The following is a 15,271-nucleotide window of genomic DNA, read 5'->3' as shown; positions in this document are numbered from 1 at the left end:
CCTAGAACATCATCAGTTGCTAGGGTTGGTTAAAAACATCCGTCAGCGACATCGGTTGCGAGAAGCTCAACTTAAGGAGATTTGGGCTGATTCTCCTTAAGTTGAAGCCAGTGATGGCGATGCGCCCCTACGGTGAGGCTGCGGGCGATCAGGGTTGATCGCCTGATCTCGGTTGGGTATTCGAGACTTGGCGTACCGGAGGGCGCATGGCGATGCGCCCCTACGGTGAGGCTGCGGGTGATGGTGAGGTCGTGGGGCTGGGGCTGGCTGTGGGACTAGCCGTCGGGCTGACTGTGGGGCTGACTGTGGGGCTGACTGTGGGGCTGGTTGTCGGGCTGGGCGTGACCGATCCACTCGGGCTGGGACTTGGAGGCGGCGGCGGTTGCTTCCATTCCGCCAAGGGCCGATCGACCGTGGCGAGCTGGAAATCCTTGGGGATTAAGGCCACAGACACCTTGCCCGGCAAGGGTTGGGGCGGATCCACCAGCGCATAGAGAAAAGAATCGTCAAACCCAGCCTGCCCGATCGCCAGTCGATGTTGCTGGCCGGTTTTCAGGCGCATCGTGATTTCGGCACGGGGGCGATCGAGTCCCAATTCTGCAAGCTGGGCGGGCGATCGCTCAATGGTGCGATCGCGCTGAGACGAGGCCAGCAAACTGGTCAAAAACGCCACGGCTCCATCGCTGGCCGGTTCCGCTGCACCTCCATTCAACCGCAGTTCCCACAGGGTTTGCCCCGGTTGGAAGTTGGCCCGGCGATCAAGCTGCACGGTTCGATCGCCCAATTTCAGGGTCAACTGTTGAATATCAGCTTCCGCAAAGCCAAACAGCTTGGCCTGTTGCTGTTGTTGGGCTTGTTTTTGGGTGGATTGCGTCTCAAACAAAGCCACGCCACCGGCCACCCCCAGGGCGATCGCCAAAATCCAAAGGGTCGAAGATTTGAGCTTCATGGTCGTTCGCTCCCTAGCGTCGCTTCCACCACATCACACCCGCCAAGGTCAGCCCCCCGATCGGGAACACCCCCAACGCCAACAGCAGCAACAGTGCGGACTGTTGATTCGTGATGGTGAAACGTCGGTTATTGGGTTCGCGTGGCCGAATGGAAAGGCTGCTTTCCGCGCGATCGCCCAACCAACCCACCGAATTCAGAAACACATCGCCATTGAGCTGCTGGCTAAATAGCCCATCCGCCATAAACGACGAGTTACCAATCACCACCAGCCGAGCGGCTTTCGGAGGGGCCGGGCTGGGGGAAGGACTCGGCGAAGGACTAGGAGTCGGGCTGGGGCTGGCCGTCGGGGATGTGGTTGGGGATGCCGTCGGGCTGGGGCTAGCCGTCGGAGAAGCAGTCGGGGATGCCGTTGGAGATACGGTCGGACTTGGGCTGGCCGTTGGGGATGCCGTTGGAGATACGGTCGGGCTGGGGCTGGCCGTCGGGCTAGGACTGGAGGAGGGACTCGCGGCCGGTTCAGAGGCGATCGCCCGTTCCAAGGCAACCCCCAAAACCAACGGCCCTTGGCGATCTTGCGGGGGCGTGAAGGTGAGCTGTTGGGCGGTGGGTTCGCTTTCAGCCCAACTCTTTTCGTCGGTTTTGATGAGAGGTGTGGCCGTGATGCCGCTGGTGGTGACGATTTCGAGCGATCGCGCCACCGGGTAAATCGAAACCCCGCCTTTGAAATCCTGGGTGATTGGGTGGTCGCCATATTGGGTGACGATCGGGGCATCGGGGCCTAAACCGGCCAACTGGCCCGTTCCCGACGCATCCACCACCAGGCGGTTATCCAGCTTCACCCCCCAACGGGTCAGCAACTGGCTGAGGCCGCCATCGGACGCGGGATCCAACAGCGCCAACAGCCGCCCACCCCGCTGCAAATAGGTTTCCAGCAGCACCAGTTCCCGATCGAGCAAAGGACGTTGGGGGCCAATGATCGCCAAGGCAATGCCATCCTCGGGAATTTTGCCCTCACGAATCAGGTTCAAGGGTTTGGCGATGAAGTTTTTGGTTTTCAGGCCCGTCACCGCTTCCGTCAAACCGCCCTGTTCCCCTTCAATTGGGCGCTCCCCATGGCCTTGCAGGAAATAAATCGTTGCTTGGGTGGTGCTGGAAAGCTGGGCGATCGCGTTGGTTAACTCCGTTTCCTTCAGGCGACTTTCGGGCCCCAAGGTGGTCACTAAGCGTTTTTGTTCACCTGCTTCCAAATACACTTCCCCAAAGGATTTGACCTTAAAACTTTGGGCCCGGCCAAAATCCACCTGTGGATCGACTAATTCATAGGTGAAGTTGGGATTTAATTTGGCGTAATTATTCAGCAGTTCCCGATCAGTATCAGAGAGCGATCGATCAAAAACCAAGATTTTGATTTTTTGACCCAAATTGCGCACCGTTTCCTGGGTTTCGGGAGCCAGCGTAAACAGTTGAGTTTCGGTTAAATCAAACTTGGTACTGTAACGAGATCCCAAGAAATTGATCGCCCCAAAAATTAGCAACGCGGCCAAGGTCGCCAACAACGCATTGGTATTGGATTGGGTCGATCGCTGGCTCCAAGTACGGCGCAAATTACCGTGGGTGACCAGCCAAGTCCCGATCGCCACAATGCCAGCCACCATCAGCCCCCCAGCCAAGGGGCCCCAGCCACCCACAAAGCCCGCTGACAGGCCCGCCGCCATCAGGAACAGGCCCACGAAAATTAGATATTTACCGAGATATCTAAGCCCAGATTTGAGATAACGAGGCAACAGTTGCCGCACAGATGCCAGTTTCATAGCCACTAAATCAGTTCCCCCTGAATGGCAAACAAGCCAGAATTAATACTGAATTCGCTCAATTTCACTTGCACAATTTCATCTGCTCAATTGCAGTTCCTCAATTGCATTTCCCTAATCGCACTCAAGCGCTTGAACTCAGGCAATGAAGTTTAGGCGATGAAATGTAGGCGATCGCCCCAAAATGCAGACTGCTGAGGATATGCCTAAGAGCGCTGAAAACGGAAGGTTTCCACCGATTGAGCCGTCAAGAAAATGCCGAGTAGGATATAGCTCAAAAACAAAATTGCACTGCCTGTTTCGGGCACACCACGCACCGCCGCTTCGTAATGTTTCAGCAAAGATAAATGCCCGATCGCCTGACCCACATCACCCCCGATCGCGTTAGCCAACAGATCAATAATCCAGAGGGAAAGATTGAGGGCAAAGGTCATCATCGCCGCCAAAACCGTGCTAGCCGTCAGGGATGACAGGAACATTCCCAGAGACAAAACGCCACCCCCCATCAGCAACAGCCCCAAGTGTCCTGATACTGCCACCCAAGGAGAAATGGGCGGATTAGAAGCCGCCAAAACAATCAATTCCAGCAACAGAATCGGAGCCAAAATGCTGGCAAAAAAGGTGAGCACCCCCAAGAGCTTGCCCAGGGCTACGGCCCAGTTCGTAATTGGTGATGTGGCTAATAGCTCGATCGTGCCGCGTTTGCGCTCTTCGGTATAGAGACTCATGGACAAAATCGGCAGAATGAAAAGGGATAGTGACCCCAAACTCCCCAAATAAATTTTCAGAAATTCATAGGGAACATCGATCGGCGGCACAGGAATGCCCATTTGCTGGCCCTGCATATCGCGCATGGCCGATTGGGCAATGATGCCCGCCGGCCCCAGCAGCACCGCCACAAAGAAGATGCCTGCAATTAGCCAAAAAATACTAGCCACTCCATAGGCTAAGGGAGAGACAAAATAACTCTGTAATTCCCGTTGATAGATGGCCACAATATTGGCCAAAATCACTCGCAATCGATGTCCTAAGTTAACAGCCATGCCTCAGTTTCAACCATCCTTGAGAAAAATCTAAAAGTTAGCCGTGAAAGATGCGCAAGCAAAATTGAGAAGCCAGCATTCAGAATTGAAAGTTGAGAAGTAAAAAGAATCAGTCGTGGCAATTAAAGCAGGAAAGTATTAGGAAACAAGACCAGGAGAAAGCACTTTTTGATCATGCAATTCGTTGACTAGCTGGTTGCCGGTTCCATATCCGTCACTCACAATCCATGCGCAGGAAAGCTGGCAGCTCAAAATTGGTATGACAGGTCAACCCAAGCGGGCCTTATTCAGCCGCTTCCGGGGGCGAGTCCGGGGAAATGGCAAGGTCGATCGGTTCGGGATCCACAGCCACCGGATCATGGGAGTCGATCGCCCCAGTTGTCTCCGTTGGGGTCGTCGGTTCCTCCGTGGTCAAATCCAAGAACACATCTTCCAAGGTGGCTTGGCTGCGGCGCAATTCACATAGCCCCAAATCGGCGGCAATGACGGCGCGGGCAATTTCCTGGGCCGGTTCCGTATCTCGCTCGATCGCCACCTTTAACCGCAATCGATCGGGTCGATCGCCCGGAGATCCTTGGGGCGTGACCGATCGGACTCCCGCCAGCGTTTGCAACCGCTCCACCAACTGGGCCGCCCGATCGAGCAATTGCGGCGGCTCCCCTTCCGTCAGGGTCACCAACGCCGACTCAGCGCCATCGATTTCCAAGTCGTAGGCCGCGCCGCCCACACGACCCGCCATCAGGTTGTCGGGGGTGTCGGTGGCCACCACTCGCCCACCGTTCACGATCGCCACCCGGCTGCAAGTCATGCTCACTTCCGGCAGGATGTGGGTGGACAAAATCACCGTATGGTCGCCCGCCAAACTTTTGATCAGGTTACGAACTTCCGCAATTTGGCGCGGATCCAGACCCACCGTTGGCTCGTCCAACACAATGGCCGGTGGATCATGCACGATCGCCTGGGCAATCCCTACCCGCTGGCGATAGCCCTTCGACAATTTATTAATGATGGTTTTGCGGCGATCGCTCAAACCACAGCGCTCGATCGACCAGCGCACCCGCTCCGCCCGATCGCCCGCCGAAACGCCCTTAATCCGCGCCACAAAGTTCAAAAATCCCTCCACCGTCATGTCTGGGTAGAGAGGCGGCGTTTCTGGCAAATAGCCAATCCGTTCGCGCACCGCCATCGAATCGTCATGCACATCAAATCCCGCCACCCGCGCCGTGCCACTGGTGGCCGGTAGATAGCCGGTCAAAATCCGCATTGTGGTGGTTTTGCCTGCACCGTTGGGGCCCAGAAACCCCAAAATTTCTCCCGGCTCCACAGAAAACGTCACCTCGCGAATGGCTACGGTGCTGCCGTAGACCTTCCGCAACTGTTCCACTTCAATCATGGCGAGCGATCTCGGTCAAAAATCCCAGTCGATCGGCCCCAAAGCCGAGACCACGCCCCATTATGCCGCACGGCTTCCCGAACGACATGACCCGATCGTCAACCGGTTCGATCGTTTTAGTAATGGTTAATGGTCGGGTCTATCAAGTCGATCGATCAACTCGTGGGTTCTAAGGTTTATCTTTTAAGCTTTATTTTTAAGGTTTACAGTCTTTACCTAAAATAATTGGCACGCCATATCGCAAATGCCATGAAGCAACAATTTGGTGGGCAATGCCCACCCTACGGGCTAACGAAGACAAGGGGCTTAAGCCCCTTATTCCGATGATTTTCAATTCAATTTTTTCGGTTATTGAATCACGGATTTTATTAAGATAAAACTACCAATAAAAACAAGGGGCTTAAGCCCCTTGCTCCGATGGTTTTCAATTCAATTTTTTCGGTTATTGAATCACGGATCCTATTTCAAGCTTCCGGATCAAAGGTCTATGATTCCAGTAACTCCGGCGGCTGATGAATATTGCGCGCCAAGCCCAAAATAGACAGCACCCAAATCGCCCACCAGGTCATATCAATTTCCCACCAACGCCAACCACATTTCGCCACGTGGGGGTAGGCATGGTGATTGTTATGCCAACCTTCGCCATAGGTCAAAATGGCCGCCCACCAGAGATTGCGGGTGGTGTCTTCAGTCGCAAAGGGACGATAGCCCCCGTACAAATGGGTTACGGAATTGATGAACCAGGTGGAATGCCAAAGCAAAACGGCTCGCAGGAAAATGCCGTAAATCACAAAAGACCAACCACCCCAGAAATACAACCCGATCGCGATCGGGAGTTGCAGCCACAGGAAGTTTTGATTTAACCACCGATAAACGGGGTCGCGGGCCAAGTCGGGCGCGTAGCGTTGGTATTGATCGTATTCAAAAAACTCCGGCCGCGGATACAACATCCAGAGCATATGGCTCCACCAAAAGCCGCGCCGAGAGGAATAGGGATCCTTGTCTTCATCTTCGGTGAAAGCGTGGTGCAATCGGTGACCCGCAACCCAAAAGATTGGCCCCCCTTGCAGCGCCATGGAGCCAATTAAGGCAATCAAATATTCTAGGGGTTTGGGCACTTGGAAACTGCGATGGCTGAGGAGGCGGTGAAAGCCGAGACAGATGCCAATGCTGCCAAATAGCCAGTGCAACAGGAGGCAAACTCCCAGTGCTGACCAAGAGAAAAACCAAGGAGCAGAGAGGGCAACAAGATGAAAGACAGCAAAGAAGCCCACGGCCCACAGGTTTAATTGAACCGGCGGACGATCGGTTGATAGCTGTTTCCAAATAACGGTCATGAACACAACTCCTCAAGAGCCACAAATAAACCGGTGATTTCGGCTGGGGTGGTTTGGCCGAACAAAAAGGGGAGGTGCGATCGCGCAGTCTCCCCCATTCAATGAGTGCTGAGAATGACGAATCCGAGAAGTTAACCTGAGAAGTTAATCTGTTGCGCTTCTACGGGGTAACGAATTCATGCCAACCATGACATTGATTCATCATTTCCATCAGCCTCAAGACCAATTTCGACACCACAGACTTTCAGTTAGCCTGTCACAAACTTTCAGTTAGCCTGCGATTGCGGGAGCTGTCAGGCTAGCGGGTTGAAAGTCCGATTGCAAGGCCGAAACGGGTTGAAAGTCCGCCGAACTTGCCAAGTCTAAAGGAAACTGGTGCGCGTTCCGCTCGTGCATCACTTCGATGCCCAAGTTGGCTCGATTCAGCACATCAGCCCAGGTGTTAATCGGGTGTCCTTGGCTATCCAAAATGGAGTTATTGAAGTTAAATCCATTCAGGTTAAAAGACATGGTGGAAACACCCAAGGCGGCGAACCAAATGCCAATCACGGGCCAAGCGGCTAAGAAGAAGTGCAACGAACGGGAATTGTTGAAGCTGGCGTATTGAAAAATCAACCGGCCAAAGTAACCGTGGGCTGCCACGATGTTGTAGGTTTCCGTTTCTTGGCCGAACTTGTAGCCATGATTAGGCGATTCGTTCATGTTGGTTTCCCGTACCAAGGAAGAGGTCACCAACGAGCCGTGCATGGCGGAAAACAGTGCGCCCCCAAAAACACCAGCCACGCCCAACATGTGGAAGGGGTGCATCAGGATGTTGTGTTCCGGCGAGAACACAATCATGAAGTTGAAAGTGCCGGAAATGCCGAGCATCATGCCATCGGAAAAGCTACCTTGCCCGATCGGGTAAATCAACAAAACAGCGGTGGCAGCAGCGACGGGAGCCGAGAAGGCCACGGGAATCCAAGGACGCATTCCCAATCGGTAGCTCAGTTCCCATTGGCGACCCAGGTAGCTGTAGATCGCAATCAGGAAGTGGAAAACGATCAGCTCGTAGGGGCCACCGTTGTAGAGCCATTCATCCAATGAGGCGGCTTCCCAAATGGGGTAAAAGTGCAACCCGATCGCAGCGGACGGGGGAATAACGGTGGCGGAAATCAGATTGTTGCCATAGAGCAGGGAACCGGCAACGGGTTCGCGGATGCCGTCAATGTCTACGGGCGGCGCGGCAATGAATGCCAGGATGAAGACGATCGCGGCGGTCAGCATGGTGGGGATCATCAACACACCAAACCAGCCCACATACAAGCGGTTTTCGGTGCTGGTGATCCAGTTACAAAACCGATCCCAGCGACTAGGCGCGGGAGTCGATCGCAAAGATAGGGTCATGGATGAGTACCTCTGTCAAACCTTGGTTAAGGTTGGTATTCTGGGGACTCAGAAAGCCCACCAGACTTCGGGCTATGGCTACTGGAGGCCGGGTAAGCAGGAATTAAATGGGGGCACAGGGGCGATCGAACAAGTCGAAAGCGATTCCCTATGCCCCTATGGGACTAGCACTCCAGTGACGGGCAATGCCTTAGATTCAGAGAGCTAATGCTTTGAGCAACCCGCAAGCGATCGCCCAGTCAGCCTTCAGCCTTTGATTCCGGGCATTGCCCATTGAGATGGGACGCTCAATCTCCCAGGAATTGAGTGACCCCAGCCCGAACCTGTATTCGTTTTATAACTATAAAGCGATTGAAGAATCAAGCATCATCCAATCAACTAATGAAACCAATCTTGATTAATCAGAATTATTAATTTATAAATCGGCCCATTCCGGGGCGATCGGCCAGTCGATCGAAACCCCAGTTCTCGAAACCTTGATATCGTTGAATTTTTATGACCACACCTCTTTGGCCCTACGTCACACCCGGCATTCCCGATGATTTGTTTGAGCGGTTGCCGGGCATTCCGATGACCAAGCGCGAAACCCGGCTGGCGATTTTGTCTATGTTGCGGTTGTCGGCCAATTCCGTGCTGTGGGATATCGGCGCAGGAACGGGGACGATTTCGGTGGAGGCAGCTTTGATGATCCCGCAAGGGCGAGTGGTGGCGATCGAACGAGATCCCGATGTGGTGCAACTGATTCGTACCAACTGCGATCGCTTTGGGGTCAAGAATGTGCGGGTGGTGGAAGGCAGCGCGCCGGACTGTTTTGGACTGCTGCAACAACCGCCCGATCGGGTCTGCATCGGTGGTGGGCGGCCCCTGAAGGACTTGTTGGAAACGGCGTGGGAGCGGCTGCCTTTGGGGGGGCGCGTGGTGGCCCTGTCTACCAGCCTGGAGGGCCTGTACGCCCTTTCGGAAGCCCTGGCGGAGGTGCAAGCGTTGAACATTGAGGTGGTGCAAGCAGCGGGCAATCGCTTGGAGCGGCGGGCCAATAACCAGGTTTTGGCGGCGATCGACCCGCTGTTCATTCTCTGTGGCGAGAAGGGCGAAGGTTAGGGGAATAGGCGGAGATTTTTAGGCAATCTATGCCGGCCTCGTCAGAAATGGTTCGTATTGCGCTATATCCTTGGGCATTTCCGCCCCTGCGGTGAACATGCGATCGAACGGGCAGCAAACACCATGACACGATCCCCAGCGCCCCTATCCGGCGTTTTGGCCAAATCCCAAGCCTTAGCCAAGCCAGTCAACCAGCGATTAACCCAGTTATTCAGCAAGCCATTCCACAAGCCATTCACCAAGCCGTTAGGGTTGGGCAGGCTCTTATCAGGCGCATTACTCTCGGGCGCGATCGGGGCGGGGCCCCTGGCGCTGGGGGCGATCGCAGCTCCCACCGATGGCGGTGATCATTGGTCGCGAAGCTGTTTGGCAGCTTTGGCCGAGCGGCGATGGTTACCCCTGAACAGCGCTGGGCAATTTCAGCCCGATGAGCCAGCCACCCCGGAAGATTTGGCGCGGCTGCTGAATCAGGCTGTCCCAGAAGGCCCCCCGATCGTCCGCACCAGCAAGGACAACGAACCCCTGCGCCGCGATCGGGCAATTGCCATGATCATGACCCGCTTGGGCTGGACGGATAACGCGGCCGACCCTCGGGCTGGAACCCTGTTGCGCCAAACCTTTGAAGATGGTGAACGGGTGGAATTTCCAGTGCGACCGGCCGTGGCCGCCGCCGTCCGGGCCGGCAAGGTGGTGAGCTATCCCAACCCCCGTCGCTTGGAGCCGGAGCGATCGGTCACCCGAGGAGAGGCCGCCGCTTTCCTCTGCCAAGCCCTGAATGATCGGTTGGAAACCCCCGCCACCGATGCCTTCACGCCCTTCGTGGCCCGGCCGCCGGAAACGCGCGGCGCTTGGTTAACCAACATTGACAGCGATATCTTGTTCGATCGCGATCGCCTGCGTCAGGCCCTTGAAAACCTGAAAGCCGCCAACTTCAACACCGTTTACATCACCGTTTGGAACGGTGGCTACACCCTCTACCCCAGCGACGTGGCCGAACGGGCCAGCGGCCAACGCATTGACCCCCACCCCGGTCTGCAAGGGCGAGACATCCTCGCCGAGGCGATCGCTGAAGGTCGTCGTTTAGGTTTGGCCGTTGTGCCCTGGTTGGAATTTGGGTTAATGGCTCCGGCCAACTCCGAGTTAGCTCGGCGGAATCCAGGTTGGATTGCCCAGCGCCGTGACGGTTCCAACCGGTTTCAGTACGGACGCGATACAAGGGTTTGGCTGAATCCTGGCCACCCGGATGTGCAGAAATTCATGACCGATTTGGTGGATGAGCTGGCTGCTCGCTACCCAGTGGACGGCATTCAATTTGATGACCATTTCGCCTATCCGGTGGAGTTGGGTTATGACCCCACCACCTTGGCCCAATACGCCTTGGAGCGAGATGGCCAAACCCCACCGGATTTAGCCACAGATCCAGACTGGATGCGCTGGCGATCGGGTCGGCTAACACAACTGATGGGGCAAATTCAACAAACCCTCAAGGCCAAGCGATCGACGGCGATCATGTCCCTTTCGCCCAATCCCCAACCCTTTGCCTACAGCACTTCCTTGCAATCTTGGTCAGACTGGGTGGGGCGCGGCTGGATTGATGAACTGATTGTGCAAATTTACCGGGAAGATCCGGCCCTCTTTGAGGCGGAACTGCTCGATCGGGATTTACAAATTGCCAGTTACAAAATTCCCGTCAGCGTCGGCATTCTCACGGGGCTGAAGGTCAAGCCCATGCCAATCGATCGCGTGGCCACCCAAGTGCAACTGGTGCGCCAAAAGCAACTGGCCGGCGTGTCCTTCTTTTTCTATGAAAGCCTCTGGAATTTGACCTCTGAGAACCGAGAGCGTCGCCAACAAACCATCCGCCGACTCTTTTTCAATCCCGCCTTCCGCTCCAATCGCTAATCCTTGCCCAAGCGCGGCCGATCGATGGGCTGCATCAGCCCCTTCAGCAACCAGCCCCATTGCGTCCTGTGGGGATTGGTTGCTGCCAAAATCCGTCTCCACCCCTCCGAAAACCTGACTTCTCCCTTTAGCAAAAGTGATGGATAAGCAAACTAATTTTATCGATCTTATTTAAAGATTGCTTGAAGATTGGAGAGATAGATTGAGTTTTTATGGATTTCGCCAAATAATGGATGAATCGTAATTTAACGACAACCCAAGAATCAACTCAAGATGGGTTGTATGGGTGCTGTGAGGATAGTGCGCGGCACAATTCAAGAAAGTCTGTCAGGAAGCTGTGGCCATACCCATTTGTCAACCTTTGGGGTCTAAATTAGGCTGAAGTTTGGATGGTGTTTTTTCTAAATCCAACTTTGTCCTTGTTGCTTCATGATCGCAACAAAGCCTGAATTGATCAAATTCAGGTTAAATCCCATAATTGGCCGATTGTTGCGGTCTTCTTTCTAAGCACCTAATTGCAGACTGAATTGAGGCGATCGCTCCTCTTTGTTTGCAGATCTCGAATTTCCCAGATCTCCATGTGTCAATCAATACCCGATCGCCTCGGATCAGATCCTGATTTGATTCTGGGCTGGTCAGGATATGATCGAACGCAAGCTTTGCTCTTTTCCTAAGAAGACAATTTAAAAACCCCCTTAGAAACCACCGGACTGTTGGTTCTAGGCGGAGATAAATGAGTTCTAGGAGATTGCCAATGTGGCATTGGGGCAATGAAATTTCATGGGATTGACATCAACAGGGACGTGATTGCTAGGTGGGCAAAATTTAGTTAGCCTTCCCGCAATTTTCCCTATCGATTGTTATCAACCATGGTGTTGAGTGTTGATCGATCGCTAGGTGGCCAGACACCCCATCCCCCAAAGACCCCCAAAAGAGTCCCCATCGGGGGCCCCAAACGCACCCCAGAAAATGCCCGAGACTGAGGAGGCTAATCAACAGTCGGCACAGGTGTGAAGATGGTTAGCATCAAGGCAGTTCGCTGCTGTTGATGGGTGGTTGGTGTTCCTAAAGATTGTGGCCCCGTTGCTCATGCTGATTCCCCAAAACCTGGTTCGATCGAGTTACCCATGCGCTGACCTGCCTTTGCAAATCCGACCGGCGGAGTTTCGAGACTTAGCCGAGTTAGCCGATTTGTTGGCAGACAGCTTTCACCGACGACAAGGCTGGTGGCGTTGGCTGTTCCCCCTGTTGCGGGCTGGCATCTACGAAGATTTGCGAACGCGACTGCAATCCCAGCGCGATCGCTGTCTGTGTTTGGTGGCTTTCACGGCCCCCACGGCGGCGACGGGTCGGGTTCAGCATCCTGAGCTGATCGGCACGATCGAGATTGCGGCACGCTCCAATCTGCCTTGGCGATTGAACCAACATCACTATCCCTACATTTCCAATCTGGCGGTACGCACCGACTATCGTCGGCGGGGAGTTGCACTCCAACTCCTGTCCGCTTGCGAAGAAGTGGCACGTCACTGGGATAGTTCCGCCCTGTATCTTCATGTCCTGGCCGATAATTGTGCGGCGAGGCGGTTATACGATCGAGCTGGCTTTTTACCCAGCGGGCGATCGGGCGGTGGTTCTCGACCCAGTTGGCAACGTTCCACACGTCTGTTGTTGCAAAAGCCATTGGGGTAAGCTACGACCGTGATTCGCCTCTCTCTCTCTCCCGATCGTTTTTCTACCGCCGCCCATCGAGACCCGTCCCACGTCGCCTCTGTGTTTCAGCTTGACCCGCCGCCCCTCGACCCGATCAACCCCGAATCGCCCCTCGGCCGTGTTCTGAGTGGTCAGGTTTGGATTGTCAACAATCGCCGCCGCAACGGCCTGTTGTTGATCAAAGAGTTCTATGCCGAATTTGCGGGGCCCGGGGCGGCGGTGGGCGGTCTGGTGGATCAAGACTGTCAGGCGGTGATTCCGTTGGGAGATTTTGAGCTGTTGCTGCCCAAGTCTTTAAAGGAGCAGGAAACAGGCTATCGAATTCGGTTGCAATGGCTGAAGTTGGTGGAACGATTCACGGCGCGGGGCGATGCTAAGCAGCGGGCCCGCAAACTGCTGGATCAGTTTGAAGAATTTTTCGATCGCTCAGATATTGACAAGTTACCGGATCAAGTCCTAGCGGCGGCCGTTGGTGTATTGCCCCACGTGATTCGTGCGGCCCGCCACAAGTGATCCTAGGAGATACAGCCTTTACCTAGAATTATTGGCACGCCATATTGCAGATGCCATGAAGCAACGGTTTGGTGGGCAGTGCCCACCCTACGGGCGACTATGCTTAGTAATTGAGGTAAGAGCTGTATCTAGAGATCTTCTAATGAGTACCCATTGGATGAGTGCCCATTGGAGTATTCGTTAGCAGCATAAGCTTCAGTCCCCCGAACGAACGGGTTTGCACCGGCACAACGAATTTGCGGTGCTTGGGAGAGGACGTTTGGTGTTTTGATGGTTGGGTTCTTTTCGATCGCCCCGGTCGCCGTCGTGTATCTCCAGCGTCTGCATCTGCGCCAGTTTCGGAACTATGCCGAGCAGTGGGTTGAATTTGTTGCACCCAAGACGATCCTGGTGGGGGACAATGCCCAGGGCAAATCCAACCTCTTGGAGGCGGTGGAGCTGCTGGCCACCCTGCGATCGCACCGCACCAGCCGCGATGGAGATTTGGTGCGATCGGCCCAAGACTGCGCCCAAATTACCGGTTGGATCGATCGAGCAGCGGGGCCCCTGGAACTGAGCTTGAGCCTGCAACGGGTGGGCAGACGCACCCTGGTACGGAGCGGCGAAACCCTGCGGCGGCAACTGGACGGGCTGGGATCCCTGAATGCGGTGGAATTTTCCAGTCTTGATCTGGACTTGGTGCGGGGCGGGCCGGAACAGCGCCGCCGTTGGTTAGATGGCTTGGTGATGCAACTGGAGCCGATCTATGCGCACCTGTTGCGCCAATACGAGCGAGTGTTGCGCCAACGGAATGCCCTGCTGCGGGATTGGGCCAAGCAACGCCGCCAGGGTCAGGCCTTGAGCGATCGGGCGGCAGAGCTGGCCGTTTGGGATGCGCAATTGGCGGCTACGGGAACCCGGCTAATTCGACGGCGGGCCAGGGCGATCGCCCGGTTAGCCCCCTTGGCCAGTCGTTGGCATGGGGCCATTAGCGGCCGCGTGGAAACCCTGACGTTGACCTACGCGCCGAATGTGGCGATCGCGCCGGATGTGTGGCAATTGCCGGCCCTGGAAGAAGCGCGGGCCATTGAAGCCACCTTGTTGGCCCAAATGCGCGATCGGGGGGAAATTGAGCAATACCAAGGCACATCCCTAGTGGGCCCCCACCGGGATGAAGTGACCCTGGCGGTGGATGATGCCCCGGCTAAACAGTACGGCTCCCAAGGGCAACAACGCACGTTAGTTTTGGCGCTGAAGCTGGCGGAACTTTGCGCGATCGAGGCCGTGGTGGGGGAACCGCCGCTGTTGCTGTTGGATGACGTGTTGGCGGAACTGGACTTAGCCCGCCAGAACCAATTATTGGGGGCGATCGCCGATCGGTTTCAAACGATTGTCACCACCACGCACCTGGGAGCCTTTGATGCTCGCTGGCTGGATTCGGCCCAGGTGCTGACGGTGCGATCGGGTGAGATCGTAGCCTGACGGCCTGATTTCAAGGAGTTTCAGTTCGGAAGTTTGAACCTTTGAATTCGGCTAAATTCAACTAAATTTGACTGAATTTAACTGAATTCGACTCGTTAAAACGGAATTTCATCATAATCTAGCTCATCACTCGGAGCCGGAGCCGGGGTCGGAGCCGGGGCCGGACGAGGCGGCACGGTGGCAGCCGGTGGCGGAGCCGATCGATAGCTGGCATTGGTGGGCGGGGCCACGGGCGCGGCCATGGCTGAGCTGGCCAGCGATCCCAAGCTGTGAACACGGCCCACCCGCAACTCGGCTCGTTTTTCCTTAAACCCTTCGGGACGGTCGATCGTGGTCATGGTGAGTCGGCCTTCCAAAATCACCCGATCGCCCTGATGGCAAGACTGCTGAATTTCATTGGCCAAATTGCCAAACCCCACCGCCTTAATCGTCGCGGACGGATCTTCAGGGCGCTGCCCCGGAAATTGCACCAACATCTCCGCGATCGCCAAGTTATCCGGCGTGTAGCGCAGTTCGGGATCCTTCACCACCTCTGCCATCAACACACAGCTATTCATGACGCGATCGCCTCCAAAATTACGAACATTAATCAATATCTAACCTTACGCCTAACCTTTAGACCCAGCACTTTCTCTCTCCCTCATGCCAAGCCTTGGTCTCTAG

The 15,271-nt window shown here is 55.2% G+C and carries 12 protein-coding genes; 5 read left to right on the top strand and 7 right to left on the bottom strand.

Annotated elements, in window-relative coordinates; genetic code table 11:
* Nucleotides 1-220 precede the first annotated feature (220 nt).
* The 6 genes from H6G52_RS06365 to psbA form a co-directional block, all read right to left on the bottom strand.
* Nucleotides 221-949, bottom strand: coding sequence for a DUF4340 domain-containing protein (locus H6G52_RS06365; RefSeq protein WP_190527158.1), 729 nt, complete (start codon nucleotides 947-949; stop codon nucleotides 221-223).
* Nucleotides 950-962: 13 nt separating this feature from the next.
* Nucleotides 963-2,762: a Gldg family protein gene (locus H6G52_RS06360; RefSeq protein WP_190527156.1), complete on the bottom strand. Its 1,800-nt coding sequence runs from the start codon at nucleotides 2,760-2,762 to the stop codon at nucleotides 963-965.
* A 206-nt stretch (nucleotides 2,763-2,968) separates the two neighbouring features.
* On the bottom strand, nucleotides 2,969-3,781 hold the full coding sequence (locus H6G52_RS06355) for an ABC transporter permease subunit (RefSeq protein WP_190527193.1): 813 nt from the start codon (nucleotides 3,779-3,781) through the stop codon (nucleotides 2,969-2,971).
* 307 nt (nucleotides 3,782-4,088) lie between these two features.
* Entirely contained in the window at nucleotides 4,089-5,198 is a 1,110-nt protein-coding gene (locus H6G52_RS06350) for an ABC transporter ATP-binding protein (RefSeq protein WP_190527154.1), read from the bottom strand.
* Nucleotides 5,199-5,683: 485 nt separating this feature from the next.
* A complete protein-coding gene (locus tag H6G52_RS06345; protein WP_099532315.1) occupies nucleotides 5,684-6,535 on the bottom strand; it encodes a fatty acid desaturase in 852 nt (283 codons plus the stop codon).
* 270 nt (nucleotides 6,536-6,805) lie between these two features.
* Nucleotides 6,806-7,921 carry a photosystem II q(b) protein gene (gene psbA, locus H6G52_RS06340; protein ID WP_190527152.1) on the bottom strand — a complete coding sequence of 372 codons (1,116 nt, stop codon included), beginning with the start codon at nucleotides 7,919-7,921 and terminating at the stop codon, nucleotides 6,806-6,808.
* Nucleotides 7,922-8,416: 495 nt separating this feature from the next.
* On the opposite strand from psbA, the gene cbiT reads away from it, so the two are divergent.
* The 5 genes from cbiT to recF all read left to right on the top strand — a co-directional run bounded on the left by cbiT (nucleotide 8,417) and on the right by recF (nucleotide 14,608).
* A complete protein-coding gene (gene cbiT / locus H6G52_RS06335) occupies nucleotides 8,417-9,022 on the top strand; it encodes a precorrin-6Y C5,15-methyltransferase subunit CbiT (protein WP_190527149.1) in 606 nt (201 codons plus the stop codon).
* Nucleotides 9,023-9,145: 123 nt separating this feature from the next.
* On the top strand, nucleotides 9,146-10,924 hold the full coding sequence (locus H6G52_RS06330; protein ID WP_190527147.1) for a glycoside hydrolase family 10 protein: 1,779 nt from the start codon (nucleotides 9,146-9,148) through the stop codon (nucleotides 10,922-10,924).
* Nucleotides 10,925-11,983: 1,059 nt separating this feature from the next.
* Complete coding sequence (locus H6G52_RS06325) at nucleotides 11,984-12,613, top strand: GNAT family N-acetyltransferase (RefSeq protein ID WP_190527145.1); 630 nt, start codon at nucleotides 11,984-11,986, stop codon at nucleotides 12,611-12,613.
* 9 nt (nucleotides 12,614-12,622) lie between these two features.
* Complete coding sequence (locus H6G52_RS06320) at nucleotides 12,623-13,147, top strand: hypothetical protein (RefSeq protein WP_199291502.1); 525 nt, start codon at nucleotides 12,623-12,625, stop codon at nucleotides 13,145-13,147.
* A 306-nt stretch (nucleotides 13,148-13,453) separates the two neighbouring features.
* A complete protein-coding gene (recF, locus tag H6G52_RS06315; RefSeq protein ID WP_190527191.1) occupies nucleotides 13,454-14,608 on the top strand; it encodes a DNA replication/repair protein RecF in 1,155 nt (384 codons plus the stop codon).
* 95 nt (nucleotides 14,609-14,703) lie between these two features.
* Here the strand turns inward: recF and H6G52_RS06310 are convergent, their stop codons facing one another.
* Nucleotides 14,704-15,165 (bottom strand): single-stranded DNA-binding protein, encoded by a 462-nt coding sequence (locus H6G52_RS06310; RefSeq protein ID WP_190355271.1) that lies wholly within the window; start codon nucleotides 15,163-15,165, stop codon nucleotides 14,704-14,706.
* Between the last annotated feature and the right edge of the window lie 106 nt (nucleotides 15,166-15,271).

Source organism: Limnothrix sp. FACHB-881 (genome assembly GCF_014698135.1).
GTDB lineage: Bacteria > Cyanobacteriota > Cyanobacteriia > CACIAM-69d > CACIAM-69d > CACIAM-69d.
This window is presented reverse-complemented; position numbering and strand designations above follow the sequence as displayed.

Bases quoted from the DNA above. Each gene is read 5' to 3' on its own strand.
- H6G52_RS06365 (WP_190527158.1), bottom strand. From the start codon at position 949: ATGAAGCTCAAATCTTCGACCCTTTGGATTTTGGCGATCGCCCTGGGG.
- H6G52_RS06360 (WP_190527156.1), bottom strand. From the start codon at position 2,762: ATGAAACTGGCATCTGTGCGGCAACTGTTGCCTCGTTATCTCAAATCT.
- H6G52_RS06350 (WP_190527154.1), bottom strand. From the start codon at position 5,198: ATGATTGAAGTGGAACAGTTGCGGAAGGTCTACGGCAGCACCGTAGCC.
- H6G52_RS06345 (WP_099532315.1), bottom strand. From the start codon at position 6,535: ATGACCGTTATTTGGAAACAGCTATCAACCGATCGTCCGCCGGTTCAA.
- psbA (WP_190527152.1), bottom strand. From the start codon at position 7,921: ATGACCCTATCTTTGCGATCGACTCCCGCGCCTAGTCGCTGGGATCGG.
- cbiT (WP_190527149.1), top strand. From the start codon at position 8,417: ATGACCACACCTCTTTGGCCCTACGTCACACCCGGCATTCCCGATGAT.
- H6G52_RS06330 (WP_190527147.1), top strand. From the start codon at position 9,146: ATGACACGATCCCCAGCGCCCCTATCCGGCGTTTTGGCCAAATCCCAA.
- H6G52_RS06310 (WP_190355271.1), bottom strand. From the start codon at position 15,165: ATGAATAGCTGTGTGTTGATGGCAGAGGTGGTGAAGGATCCCGAACTG.